Consider the following 13,428-nt stretch of genomic DNA (forward strand, 5'->3'; position numbering starts at 1 on the left):
TTTTCCGGCTCAAAAATCCGGGTCTGCAAAAAAACTGACAGGGAGACCATCAGAACGTAAAGAGGTGCTGTGCATTGGATGAAGAAGATAAAGAGGTAAAAAAAGACGACCGCGCGGAAGAAGAAGAATTATTTTTTGATGGGGAAAATTATTTAACGAAAGAAGAATTTTTTAATCCTCCCGACGAATGGGAAAAAAAACCGGTAAAGAAGAAAAAACGACGGTTTAAAGTTATTATCGCCTCCATTGTAACCGCCGCTCTGCTTGCCAATGTACTCGCCGTATGGCCGCAGATGTTTAATCTTCCAGCTGTTGAATTTCTGTCCAATGCCCGTGAACTGGCCGGCAATGAGGAAGTCCAGGAATATAAAGATTCCGTGGTGGTAGTAAGAACAGAAGATTCCAAAGGGACCGGCTTTGTTTTCGGTGATGGATACATTATGACAAATGAACATGTTATCAGAGACAGTTATGAAACAAGTATCCATTTTGAAGATGGGGATTCTTACGCAGCGGACACGGTTACTGTAAACGAAACACTGGACATCGCCGTGTTGAAACCGGAGGCGGAGGAATTTCCACATCCTCCGCTCGAACTAGCTTCTGGATGGGAAAGTTCCGAGAGCATTTACATTATAGGCAATCCCCGCTTTTTTAATTTTATTCCGAATGAAGGAAAGCTGATTGAGCCTGTCAAAAGAAACGGAAGGGAAGACGTGATCGCCCTCGATGCACCGGTGTATCGTGGAAGCAGCGGCAGCCCGGTCATCACGGAAGAAGGAAATGTAGCAGGAGTCGTATATGCCACTACGAGAAGAGAAATAAACGATCAGATGGAAAGAGTCGGTCTGGCAGTGGATATGGAATTTATACTGGAAGAAATGAACATTCCAGATTAATTACTTGCAATTTATCACAACTCCTGAGATAATGTCACATGTTCTTAACAGTACGGATTTAAGCATGAAGAAATGAGGGAGAAATATGAAAGAATCGATTTACGGGTACACGTTTTCTGACTTGGAAAGCTGGTTTACAGAGCGTGGTCATAAATCGTTTAGAGCGAAGCAGCTTTGGGACTGGCTGTATAAAAAGAGAATTGACCGGTTTGAAGAAATTACTAATATGAAACAGGAGCTTGTAGAGCAGCTGGCAGAAACATTTACGCTGCAGACTCTGGATGTTCATTCGAAACAGACATCCCGTGACGGAACGATGAAATTTCTGTTCCGGCTTAACGACGGGAATCTGATAGAAACGGTATTAATGCGGTTTGACTACGGTTCTTCCGTGTGTGTCACCACCCAGGTAGGATGCAATGTCGGGTGCAGTTTCTGTGCCAGCGGTCTGCTTCCTAAGAGCCGGGATCTTTCTGCAGGTGAAATTGTGGAACAAATTATGCACGTGCAGAAGGCAATGGATGAAGAAGATAAAGAAGAAAGAGTGAGCCATATCGTCGTTATGGGGATAGGCGAACCTTTTGATAACTATGATAATTTAATGAGTTTCCTCCGTGTAGTAAACAATGACAGTGGACTGGCGATCGGTGCACGACACATCACCGTTTCCACAAGCGGAATTATTAAGCGGATTTACGATTTTGCCAACGAAAATATTCAGGTGAATCTTGCTGTTTCCCTGCATGCCCCGAATAATAAAATGCGCACGGACATCATGAAAATCAACAAGGCCCAGCCTATTGAAAAACTTATGGAAGCAGTGGACTACTACCTCGAGAAAACGAACCGTCGCATAACATTTGAATATATTCTTCTCGATGGAATAAATGATAGTAAAGAAACCGCTTTGGAGCTGGCAGAACTGATTAAAGACAAAAAGAAACTTTCCTACGTGAATCTCATCCCCTACAATCCTGTTGATGAGCATATTCAGTATGAACAGAGCCGGAAAAGCAACATTCTTACCTTTTTTGATACGCTTATGAAGCAGGGGATCCAATGTGGAGTCAGACATGAACAAGGCTCTGATATCGATGCAGCCTGCGGTCAGCTGCGGAGTAAGCAGATGAGAAAAGAAAAAGAAAAACAAAAATCAGGCAACTAATAGAAATGAAAACGCTGCGTCCCCGGTCGCAGCGTTTTACATATATGGAGGCGGATAACATGATAAAAGCAGTTTTATTTGATCTTGACGGTACTCTTCTCCCGATGAATACAGAAGCATTTATAGCCCAGTACACGAAAAGTCTTGCCCCTAAAGTAAGTCACATTGTAGAACCCGAGATTTTTTTAAAGGCCCTCTGGAGCGGAACAGAAGCCATGATGAAAAATAAAGAAAAATACAAAACGAACGAGCAGGTGTTTACAGAAACGTTCCTTCCGTTGATAAACAAAGAAAAAGAAGAGATTTGGCCTGCCCTTAATCAATTTTATGAAGAAGAATTCCCGAAATTTGCACCTCTTACTGCCCCGGTTCCGGAAGCCAGAAAAGTAGTGGAGGCTGCTTTAAAAAAAGGTTACAAAGTAGCAGTTGCCACCAATCCCGTGTTTCCGTCGCGTGCGATAGAACACCGGCTGGAATGGGCAGGTGTTAAAGATCTCCCAATAGATCTTGTAACAGTATATGAAAACAGCTCCTACACAAAACCACACCGGGAATATTATGAATGGATCGCCGGAAAACTCGGTGTACAACCTGAAGAATGCATTATGGCAGGTAATGACAAACAGGAGGATATGGCTGCTTCCACTGCCGGAATGACTACTTACCTCGTAGAAGGTCATGTTATAGACAGAGGAAATACAGAATTCCCAATACATGACCAGGGGACCCTTGCTCATCTTAAAAATCACATAGAACAGGATACTGGTATATTTGAGGAAAAGAAGTAAACTCGTCCCTGCTTGTCAGGCCCGGTGCTTCTACGCAGAGATTTCCGGTTATAGGAAAAAATAAGAATGACCCTCTGAGTTCTTTAAAAAGCATATGTATTCCTCAGGCAGGGCTGGCATTTGCAACCTAATATTAGTACAATAAAGACAAGACGTCAGACTTCTTGAACGGAGGAAAGTTTTGAAAAAAATAGCTGTTTTAACAAGCGGGGGAGATGCTCCCGGAATGAATGCAGCAATTCGTGCTGTAGTAAGAGCCTGTGTTTATTATAATATTGTTCCTTACGGGGTGCGCAGAGGATATGAAGGGCTGATTCACAGTGATATAAAAAAACTGTCCGCTTCGTCCGTAGGAGATATCATCCACAAAGGTGGAACCTTTTTAAAAACTGCCCGTTCCCAAGAGTTTATGACGAAAGAAGGACGGGAGAAGGCAGCGGCCTCTCTTCGTTCTCTCGGAATAGAAGGTCTCGTAGTTATAGGCGGCGACGGATCGTTCCGGGGAGCTGAACGGCTTACCGAGGAAGGTATTGCTACTATAGGTATTCCAGGAACAATAGATAATGACCTCGCCTACACTGATTTTACTATCGGTTTTGATACAGCGGTCAACACTGTCCTTCAGGCCGTAACTAAAATAAGGGATACTTCCACTTCGCACGAGAAAACAACTATTATCGAAGTAATGGGACGATACTGCGGTGATCTGGCTCTGTATGCAGGAATAGCCGGCGGAGCAGAAAGTATTATTATACCTGAAGATCCGGTTTCTACTCAGGATGTAATAAATCGATTGAATAAAGGAAAAGAAAGAGGGAAAATGCATCATATTATTATGCTCGCGGAAGGTTCGGGAAATGCTTCGAAACTGCAGGAAGACCTGCTTCGTGAGGCTGGAGAAAGTTCCCGAATAACCGTTCTCGGTTTTATTCAGCGGGGCGGGGACCCGACGTCAGCTGACAGAATACTGGCCAGCAGACTCGGTATTGAAGCAGTAGAGCTGCTACGGAGAGAAGAGTCAGGTCTCGCTGTGGGAGTTCGTCACAGCAATGTATTTTCGATGCCGATCAGCGAAGCAATGAAGCAGAAAAAAAAGCTCGACCAAACTTTGTACAATATGGCGGAAATACTCTCTGTTTAACTGACATCATGGTGCTGGAGCGAGGCAATGTTAACTGCAGCCTGCACACGTCCATAACAAAGTTATTAACCGCCTGACACTGGACCGGAGGCATACCGGCCCGGTGTTTTTTTATCTTTCAAGCTGTGTTTCGCTGACGGCTGGAGATTTACTTCGATCTTTTTTCATGAACGATGTTCTTTATTTTTAAGGCATTTATCTTTTAAGGGGGCCCGCCTTATAGAGGGGACCTGCTGCCTGTATAAACGGGCATAAGTTATGTAAAACAAAGTGTACGGGCATATAAACGTTTACCGACTCTTCTTTACGTGAATAATATTTAAGAAATAACCACTAGGAGGACTTACTCATGGATAATAAAAATTTAGATTACTTAAAGCAGATGCTTCTTGAACGCAGAAGCGAACTCATAAGCAGAAAGGACAATACACAGGCGGAGGACACGGAGCTGTCCAATTACAGCAACCATCCGGGGGATCAGGGGACGGAACTGACGGAGCAGCACACAGACCTTGCTTTATCCAAAAAAGATGAAGACGAATTGTACGATGTTGAAGAAGCTTTAGCTAAAATTGAAGAAGGCACATACGGCATTTGTGAAGTAAGTGGGGAGGAGATACCTTTTGAACGGCTCGAAGCTGTTCCAACGGCCCGGACGACAGTTGATAACAGCAGTGGCAGAACAGACGTGGGCCGGCCGGTGGAAGAAGACGTATCGGAACCCATTTCTGAAAAGCCGGAAGGTCACCGGGACAGTCTCCGCGGAGAATTTCTCGAAGAAGTAGAGAACGAAAGCTCCAAAGATATTCAGGAACGGCAGACAAAAAGAAACAGTAGAAATAAATAAAAACGCAGAGGGTTACGAACGGATCTTTCCGTTCCCCTCTGCTTTTCTAAGGCGTTTCTTTTTCAACAAAGCGAAAATGATTAAAAAGGCAATATATAAAATAATAGCAACAATAATAAAATGAGAGTATTCAATAAGGGCGTTGTACCTTGTAACGACGATAAGAGATATTAAAAGTGCGGTAATAATAATCGTATATTTCGGCACAGGCACCTCTTTAAGGCTCGGAACAGGTATTTTGCTGACCATTAATATACAGAGAAGCATATATGCTGCTGAGAGTACCGCCTGTGGTATGGCGAAATTAAAAAGTGTAAGCAGTGCGATGATTCCACCGGCGGCAGTAATAGGAACTCCGGTAAAGTAATTTTTGGCCGAGGATTCTGTATCTATATTGAACCTGGCCAGACGAATCGCTCCAAAAACAGGAAAACTTCCTGCGATAAGCAGCCCGATAATTCCTAAATCACTGAACGTTGAACCAAATATAAGCATCGCAGGGGCTGTTCCGAAAGTGACAATGTCGGCAAGGGAGTCGAGCTCTTTACCGAAAGTAGATTCCACCCCGAGTTTCCTTGCTGTCCAGCCGTCCATACTGTCCAGCATCATACCTATTAAAATAAAAATAGCGGCGTTTTGATAGTCTCCCATGCTGGTAGCTCCAATAGATAAAAATCCGAACAAGAGGTTTGCAAGGGTTATTCCATTAGGGAGCTGGCGTACAATCAAAATAAACTTCCTCCTCAAGATAGGGTATGCATACAGCCTTCATTATACCTTAATAAACAGCATAACAAAAAGCTTTGAAGGACTTTATTCAAAAACGACTGAAAATACAGGCAGAATGCATGATCCTGTGGTAGTATATACACATTGAGACAGGCAGAAGGGAATGAATAAAATGCAAAATGATATGAAATTATTCACATTAAATTCCAACAGGGGACTTGCAGAGGAAATAGCATCAGACCTGGGGATGGAAATTGGAGCTTCTTCCATTACCCGTTTCAGTGACGGGGAAGTTCAAATCGTTATTGACGAGACGGTGAGAGGTTATGATACATATCTCATCCAGTCTACTTCGGAGCCCGGAAATGAATATTTAATGGAGCTTCTTATTATGATAGACGCGCTGAAAAGAGCATCCGCCCGGTCGATTAATATTGTGATTCCTTATTATGGATATGCCCGGCAGGATCGCAAGGCCCGGTCGAGAGAACCGATTACGGCCAAACTGATTGCAAATCTTCTTGAAGCAGCAGGTGCTACGAGAATTTTGACAGTAGATCTTCATGCAGCGCAGGTTCAGGGATTTTTCAATATTCCGGTGGACGAACTAAGGGCAAACAGTCTTCTTGCCGATTACTTTAAAGCGAAAAACTTAGAAGATATTGTAGTAATTGCTCCTGAAAATGCCGGAACGTCCAGAGCGAGGAGGCTGGCCGATATGCTGGATGCTCCTATCGCCTTCATAGACAAACAACGTAAAAATGATCCCGGATCTGTACAGGGCATTAACATTATCGGTGATATAAAAGGAAAATCGGCGATTATTATTGACGATATGATTGATACGGCAAGAACGGTCACATCCGGCTGCATGGCTCTCAAAGAGTTCGGGGCTAATGAGGTTTATGCATGCAGCACGCATGGGGTGCTGTCAGAACCTGCAGTATCACGAATCAGAGAATCGGAACTGAAAGAAGTCGTCATTACTAATTCTGTATATCTTCCTGCTCAAAAAAGAGATGAAAGAATTACTGTCCTGTCTATTGGTTCGCTCCTGGCAGAAGGAATCCGGCGTGTACAAAATAACGAGTCGGTAAGCACGCTTTTTTAAACTATAAAGTTTATGCAGTAAAGCGCTTCCTCAGAGGCAGGAATGGTCACGTTCCAATTACATCAGGAAACAGCCGATTACTGCTGTTGAAAGCCGTAACAGCCTGCATATTTCATTCTGGAATCATATGCAGAGGCTTCTGAAGCAACTCTCCAGAACAAAAAAACTATCTGTCGATGGTCACATGTGACCTTCAGAGCAGTTTTTTAACGATGTCCGCTGAAAAGGAGCTGACCGATGCCGAAATCTAAATGGTTTTTATTTTTGTACAGTGTTGTTCTTCTGCTGCTTGTTGTGAAACTTGCCGTGGAAGTGCCCTTTGTTTTTTATCCGTTCGCTGTAGCTTTTTCAACGCTCGCACCGGTTATAATCGTAGGAGGGGTCCTTTATTATATTTTAAGACCTCTCGTAAGTCTGCTCGAAAAATTTATGCCCAAGGTCGTTTCGATCATACTTATATTCCTGGCTTTCATAGGTCTCGGCACCGGAATAGTTGCAATTGTCGGACCGATTCTTGCCAACCAGATATCGAATCTTGTAGATAATTTTCCGCAGATTATCTCGGATATTGAAGCCTGGTTTAATAATTTAATGAATAATGAATGGGTGCAGATGGTTCAGGAAGAACCCGTTATGGAAGAACTGGATCCATCGGCAGTTACAGATAACCTTCAACAGCTGCTTACCCAGTTTGGCGGAAACCTTATGAGTATTTTTGGTGTAATATTCAGTGTTGTCACCCTGCTCATCGTTCTTCCTTTTGTTCTGTTCTTTCTGCTTAAGGATGGTTATAAACTTCCGGACAGTATTCTTCGTTATTTCCCTACGGATCAGCAGGAAGAGGGACAGAAGATCATGCACGACATGGATTCCACTCTGAGTGCTTATATCCAGGGGCAGGCCATCGTCAGTGTGTGTGTAGGTATTCTCGCTTACATTCTTTATTTAATTATCGGACTTGATTATTCACTGGTTCTTGCCATAATTGCTATGCTGACAAATCTTATTCCGTTTGTCGGTCCGTTTATAGGAACGGTGCCGGCGGTAGTAGTTGCTATGTTTGATTCTCCATTTACGGCGCTGTGGGTTATTGGAGGGATTGTCGTTATTCAGCAGATCGAAAGCAACTTGATTTCTCCAAATGTAATGGGGCACAAACTTCAGGTTCACCCTCTTACTATTATCCTGCTTCTGCTTCTTGCAGGTAACCTTGCCGGATTAATTGGTTTAATCCTCGCCATTCCAACATACGCAGTAGCTAAGGTAATTGTGCAGAACGTCTACCGTCTGCTCAAGCTGAAGTATCCGAACCTCAATGGGTAGCTCTGATGAGGACGTCTTCAGTGAAGTCGGAAGATTTTTTCAAGGACGCCCTTGAATCAGCTGATGATAAACCCTGCGGCAGGGAGGAGAGATTCCGGAATAATTTTTCTGGAAAACAAAACTTAATCATCACTCTGAAAAAGTGTTTTTGGTGTATAGATATACGGTTTCCTGCTTTCGCCTTCCGGGACGCTTTCCGGGCGGGACGGCCTCAGCTAATTTCTTCCTTCCACTGGTCGGGAGAAATGGATCTTCGCCTCGTCCTTGATCGCCCAGGAGTCGTCCCTGCGGCTGCAGCAGGGAAATAGAAAAAAGGTTTTTTACCATGCCCCTCTTTATTGAAGCCGTTTTCTTCGACAAGGAGGTGGTTTTCCCTCCGTAACGGCGGAGACGCCGGTGGGATTTCAGCGCAGTCTGAAGATCCTTTTCCATGGCGCAGGCCAAACAGCTGAAGACCAGCCCCACGGCAGGCTCGGTAAGAGAAGGAATCTATACACTGACTGGAATAAATATTCTAAAACGATCATTTAATTAACAAGCTAAAAAGACCCCGGCTGTCATAGCCGGGGTCTTTCAGTTTGCTGAAGCACTAAATTTTACACAGCGGAAGAGAATAAGTTGTGCTGTATAACGCGGTAAACAAGCTCCTTTTCCTCTTCGTTAAGGGGAACCAGTGGAAGACGGACAGAACCTGCGGAAATATTCATCATTTCCAAAGCAGCCTTAACCGGTGCGGGACTTGGAGCGCTGAACATTGCTGCCATAATCGGTGCCAGTTCCCGGTGAATCTGGGAGGCATATCGGTTTTGACCTGCACTGTAGGCAGATACCATTCGCTGCATATCATTGCCTATAATGTGAGCTGCAACAGATATAATACCGGAAGCACCAACGGATAGAGCCGGCAGTGTCAGGCTGTCATCACCGCTGTACAAGGTAAAATCTTCAGGTACAGAAGATAAGACGGCTGTCATATGGTCCAGGTCGCCGCTTGCATCTTTGATGGAAACAATGTTTTCCACGTCTGCTGCCAGGGCAGCGGTAGTTTCCACACTTAAGTGAACGCCTGTACGGCCTGGAACATTATAAAGCATTACTGGCAGAGAGACAGCATCTGCCACAGCTTTAAAGTGATAATACATGCCTTCCTGGCTCGGTTTATTATAATATGGAGTGGAAAGCATCGCAGCGTCAACACCTGCCTGCTCGGCAAGCTGCGTCAGTTCGACAGCTGCATGGGTACTGTTTGTACCTGTGCCGGCAATCACCGGTACTCTGCCACCTGCAAAATCCACAGTGTTTTTAAACAGGGCCGCCTTTTCAGCATGGGAGAGAGTTGGAGCCTCCCCGGTTGTTCCGCCAACGACGATTGCATCCGATCCGTTGTCAATTAAATGATTAACAAGCTGTCTGAGAGCCTGTACATCTACACTTCCATTAGCATCAAAAGGAGTTACCATTGCAGTAATGACACTTCCAAAATTCATACTACACACCTCTATTCAATAAATTTTCCGCCTGAGCGGAGGTTGAATAGAGCTAAATCATGGCTTGAAAAACGAACATAAAAAACAGCAGCGAGGGTCCGCTGCTGTATAAACGATCCGTTTATCAGCGTGAGATAGCCCTCCATACAGCCATCTGGCTGTACGACAGTACTGTATTTATTCAATACAGTCCCAGCAGAATTTACTAAAGGAGAATAAATCTGCTTCGGCACTTCTTCCTTTCTGCTCTTTTCACAGGGACTCCATTCCCTCCGAAAGCATACTGTTAAGCAGTGCGCCTCTACACTCACTTCAAGTGTTTTGAAGTAATGTTTGTTTATGCTCCCCACGTTACCAAATAAAGAATGAAAAAGCAAGTGTTAAATAAACTTCAATGCTAATGTTTGTGCCGTCTGCTTTTCTCAGCTAGAATGGAAATATAAATTTCACGATTGACAGGTGGTTACAATGAAAATAAACGTAATTGGCGGCGGAATACTGGGAGCTTCCGCTGCCTTTCATTTGGCGCTCGAAGGAGCGGAAGTCACATTATTCGATGCAGGTCATAAGGGACGGGCAACGAGTGCGGGAGCAGGAATTATCGGTCCATGGCTTTCACAGAGAAGAAATAAAGCCTGGTATAATATGGCACGGGGCGGGGCTGCTTATTACCCCTCGCTGATGGAAAAACTTGCATGGTTTAATGAAACAGATACAGGTTATAAAAAGGTAGGAGCTGTTCATCTTCATGATCTGGAGGAACGGCTCCAGCACAAATATAAACACGCTTTAAAAAGACGGGAAGATGCACCGGAAGTAGGGGAGGTTTCGCTTCTCAGCGAGCAGGAAACGAAAAAAATGTTTCCTTATATCCGGGAAGGCTACCGATCGGTGCATGTCACCGGTTCGGCCAGAGTAGATGGACGCGCCTTAAACGAAGCGCTCATCCGGGCAGCTGAAAAACAGGGGGTTAAGGTTGTCAGAAGTGAAGCTTCCCTGATAACTGAAGACAATGCAGTACACGGTGCATCGGCAGACGGTGAATCCATCCGCGCAGACCGTACGATTATTACCGCCGGGGCGTGGTCCAGAAAACTTTTAGAGAAATCAGGATACTGGTGTGAAGTAAGCCCTCAAAAAGGCCAGATCATACACATGAGAGTTCCGGATGATAATGAAAACTGGCCGGTAGTTATGCCCCACAGTGAATATTATCTTTTGAATTTTGGCAGAGGGCATATCGTTTTCGGTGCCACCAGGGAGGATGAAACCGGTTTTGATACCCGCCCGACTGTCGGAGGACAGCAGGAAATTATGAAGGCCTGTCTGGAGCTGGCCCCCGGTCTCGCAGATGCCGAAATAATCGAAACAAGGGTGGGAATCCGCCCATTCACCCCGGGTTTTCTGCCGGTTTTTGGAGAGGTGCCGGAATTAAAAAATGCTTTCATGGCTGATGGACTTGGAGCTTCCGGTCTGACTTCCGGACCTTTTCTGGGAAGGGAAATTGCAGCTCTTACTCTTGGACTGTCTACAGCCCTTGATCCACAGATGTACAATCTTTCCAGCACAGCAGGAAAAAACGGATTCTAAGGTGTTTTTCCGTTTAATAAAGGAGAATAAAGAATGAATCTTCGGTTTGTTTTGAAAGCAGTACTATTTGGGGGGATTATCGGGCTGCTCATATATATAAATCAGGAATATCTGAACGTGGAAGCAGAAGAAATTCAGGAATTTCTACTATCCTTTGGCCTTCTGGCACCGGTTGTTTTTGTAATTATATATACTATCAGGCCCTTTTTTCTTTTTCCCTCCTCCATGCTTGCAGTAGCTGGAGGCCTCGCTTTCGGCCCTTTTATAGGACCCGCAGCAACATATGCCGGGTCGCTTTCAGGAGCGGTAATTTCTTTTTTAGTTATACGAAAGCTCGGCGGGTCCAAAAAACTTGCTTCCGGCAGCACCGGGAGCCAGAATTTAATCAGGCGCAGAATTGAAGATAACGGCTTTTTCTATATTGTGTCCCTCCGGATAATCCCTGTCATCAATTTTGATCTCGTCAGCTATTTATCTGCGGTATCGAGAATCAGGTTTAAAACTTATATAGCTGCTACGAGTGTAGGGATTATACCGGGAACTATTGCTTTTAACCTTCTTGGAGCTTCCATAGCTGACTTGTCTCCAGGACTTATTGCAGTGACCGCCGCGGTATTCGCCGTAGCCCTGGCTATCCCTGTAGTAGTAAGAAAAATGCTTCAGAAACGCAATCTAAGTATGGATGATGTTACGAGAAAGCAGGAATAGAGGAAGGTGAAGCCGATTGGAAAAATACGAAGTTGTTATTATCGGAGGCGGAGTGGGAGGTTTAACGCTTGCTCTTTCCCTGGCACGTCACAATGTAAAAGTACTGGTGATAGAAAAAGATAAAAACCCCGGTAAAATTTATAAAGGGGAGCTGCTTCAGCCGAAATCTCTCCTTCATTTTAAAGAACTCGGTATTATTGACGAAATTATAAAAACGAGTCATGAACTACCTGTAATTCACACATATGAAATGAAGGAAGCAAAAGACGGTACCGTTAGTGAAAGCATGTATATTCCGCTTCAATACAATAAACTTCATACGGAATTTCCGGCAGCGAGGATGATCCCCCATGAACGGCTTAAAAACATTATTTTGAGAGAAGCTGAAAAACATGATTCGTTCCATTACTGGAATCCTGCTGCGTTCCAGCGTTTTACTGATGCAGACGAAAAAAAGAGCCTGTTCCACAGGGCACTTGTTACCAGCAGGGGGGAGGAAGTGGAAATTGAAGCTGATTTTTATATCGGTGCTGAAGGCAGAGCTTCCATCATCCGGAAAGCATTAAATCAAAATCAAGTAACTACGCAGTATAATCATCATTTCTTAACCGTCACCTTTCCGAGACCGGCCGATTATACAGAAGCGAAAATGTATGCTTCCCATAAATCTTTTATAGGTCTTTTTCCATTGCCGGACAATGAAGTCCGCTGTGTGATGCTTATTAAACCGGGGGACTACAACCGGATGAAAAAAGAGGGGCTTCATACGTTTACTGAACCTTTTTCAAGGTTCGAACCGGCACTTAAAGATTACGTTACACAGATAGAATCCTGGAAAGAAATTCAGCTTATGATTCCTGTTCGTCACAATATACACGAATACGTAAAAGGAAATGCAGCAATCATAGGGGATGCTGCGCATACAGTTCATCCAATGGCAGGAGAAGGGATGAATCTGGCTGTTCAGGACGGCGCCATTCTGGGAGACCTTCTCGGCTGGATGTATGATACAGGGAAGCTCGATACTGCCAACCTGAAAATGTTTGAAAAAGTAAGAAAGAAACGTGCAGACAGACTTTCGCTGCTTAGTCATTTTTCTGCTCTTGGCTACGCGTGGCCGTTCAGATGGTATCAGGGCGGCAGAAAATTTGCTCTTAAGCGGCTTGAAAGACATCCGATTCTGCATTACAAACATATGCTTAACATATCCGGTGTCGGCTGGTGGGCCTATACTCCAATGGACGTCATCCGCTTCCTCGGTCCCCCTTTCCTTTATCTTAAACCTGTGTTTGACCGGAGAAGCAAAAGAGCTATTTTCAAAGATAAAGATGACTATCCATGGCGGGCGTAACGTGCTGTGTGTTGTCTGTGAGTTACTAACTCGTGAGCACCCTGCGGAACTTTTTTCCGCAAGGTGCTCTCTTTTGTTTTGAAGTGACGGCTGGAGAGGATACAGCTTCAAGAACGGTGCAGATTCTGGTACAATAACAATACGAACATACGATTGTATAAAAGACCTGCGGTAGTATGTCAATGAAAAAATAAGATGATATTTGTTTATCAAAGGACATATTCAAGAAAAAAGCCCGTAGGAAAGAACCCTAGCATTTTTGGTAAAAACTAGGAGTTCGAAAGGTTTT

Annotated in this window: 12 protein-coding genes and 1 riboswitch; of the genes, 10 read left to right on the top strand and 2 right to left on the bottom strand. The window is 44.3% G+C overall.

Translation table 11 applies throughout. The features are described from left to right. The first annotated feature begins 74 nt into the window (after nt 1-74). The 5 genes from C6Y45_RS02690 (at nt 75) to C6Y45_RS02710 (ending at nt 4,840) form a co-directional block, all read left to right on the top strand. Complete coding sequence (locus C6Y45_RS02690; RefSeq protein ID WP_107583485.1) at nt 75-899, top strand: S1 family peptidase; 825 nt, start codon at nt 75-77, stop codon at nt 897-899. An 85-nt stretch (nt 900-984) separates the two neighbouring features. Then, nucleotides 985-2,064, top strand: a complete 1,080-nt coding sequence (rlmN, locus tag C6Y45_RS02695; protein ID WP_107583486.1) for a dual-specificity RNA methyltransferase RlmN — start codon at nt 985-987, stop codon at nt 2,062-2,064. Nucleotides 2,065-2,123: 59 nt separating this feature from the next. Further along, complete coding sequence (locus C6Y45_RS02700; RefSeq protein ID WP_107583487.1) at nt 2,124-2,852, top strand: HAD family hydrolase; 729 nt, start codon at nt 2,124-2,126, stop codon at nt 2,850-2,852. 181 nt (nt 2,853-3,033) lie between these two features. Next, a complete protein-coding gene (gene pfkA, locus C6Y45_RS02705) occupies nt 3,034-3,993 on the top strand; it encodes a 6-phosphofructokinase (protein ID WP_107583488.1) in 960 nt (319 codons plus the stop codon). 349 nt (nt 3,994-4,342) lie between these two features. Beyond that, nucleotides 4,343-4,840 (top strand): TraR/DksA C4-type zinc finger protein, encoded by a 498-nt coding sequence (locus C6Y45_RS02710; protein ID WP_107583489.1) that lies wholly within the window; start codon nt 4,343-4,345, stop codon nt 4,838-4,840. A 12-nt stretch (nt 4,841-4,852) separates the two neighbouring features. Here the strand turns inward: C6Y45_RS02710 and pssA are convergent, their stop codons facing one another. Continuing rightward, entirely contained in the window at nt 4,853-5,569 is a 717-nt protein-coding gene (gene pssA / locus C6Y45_RS02715) for a CDP-diacylglycerol--serine O-phosphatidyltransferase (protein ID WP_245922489.1), read from the bottom strand. A 163-nt stretch (nt 5,570-5,732) separates the two neighbouring features. On the opposite strand from pssA, the gene C6Y45_RS02720 reads away from it, so the two are divergent. Together C6Y45_RS02720 and C6Y45_RS02725 are read left to right on the top strand one after the other, a co-directional pair. Beyond that, complete coding sequence (locus C6Y45_RS02720; RefSeq protein ID WP_107583490.1) at nt 5,733-6,680, top strand: ribose-phosphate diphosphokinase; 948 nt, start codon at nt 5,733-5,735, stop codon at nt 6,678-6,680. Between the two features lie 237 nt (nt 6,681-6,917). Beyond that, nucleotides 6,918-8,003, top strand: coding sequence for an AI-2E family transporter (locus tag C6Y45_RS02725; RefSeq protein WP_107583491.1), 1,086 nt, complete (start codon nt 6,918-6,920; stop codon nt 8,001-8,003). 596 nt (nt 8,004-8,599) lie between these two features. Here C6Y45_RS02725 and dapA read toward each other — a convergent pair. Beyond that, complete coding sequence (gene dapA / locus C6Y45_RS02735) at nt 8,600-9,490, bottom strand: 4-hydroxy-tetrahydrodipicolinate synthase (RefSeq protein WP_107583493.1); 891 nt, start codon at nt 9,488-9,490, stop codon at nt 8,600-8,602. Between the two features lie 127 nt (nt 9,491-9,617). Then, a riboswitch (Lysine riboswitch) is annotated at nt 9,618-9,802 on the bottom strand. Between the two features lie 156 nt (nt 9,803-9,958). Between dapA and C6Y45_RS02745 the strand changes: the two genes are divergently transcribed. The 3 genes from C6Y45_RS02745 to C6Y45_RS02755 are packed head-to-tail and all read left to right on the top strand — an operon-like array spanning nt 9,959 to nt 13,139. Then, nucleotides 9,959-11,080 (top strand): NAD(P)/FAD-dependent oxidoreductase, encoded by a 1,122-nt coding sequence (locus C6Y45_RS02745; protein ID WP_107583495.1) that lies wholly within the window; start codon nt 9,959-9,961, stop codon nt 11,078-11,080. Between the two features lie 33 nt (nt 11,081-11,113). Beyond that, nucleotides 11,114-11,788, top strand: a complete 675-nt coding sequence (locus tag C6Y45_RS02750; protein WP_107583496.1) for a TVP38/TMEM64 family protein — start codon at nt 11,114-11,116, stop codon at nt 11,786-11,788. A 16-nt stretch (nt 11,789-11,804) separates the two neighbouring features. Further along, the gene (locus C6Y45_RS02755; RefSeq protein ID WP_107583497.1) at nt 11,805-13,139 is read left to right on the top strand and encodes an FAD-dependent oxidoreductase; all 1,335 of its coding nucleotides are present in this window, start codon (nt 11,805-11,807) and stop codon (nt 13,137-13,139) included. Nucleotides 13,140-13,428 lie beyond the last annotated feature (289 nt).

Source organism: Alkalicoccus saliphilus (genome assembly GCF_003044065.1).
Classification (GTDB): Bacteria; Bacillota; Bacilli; order Bacillales; family Salisediminibacteriaceae; genus Alkalicoccus; species Alkalicoccus saliphilus.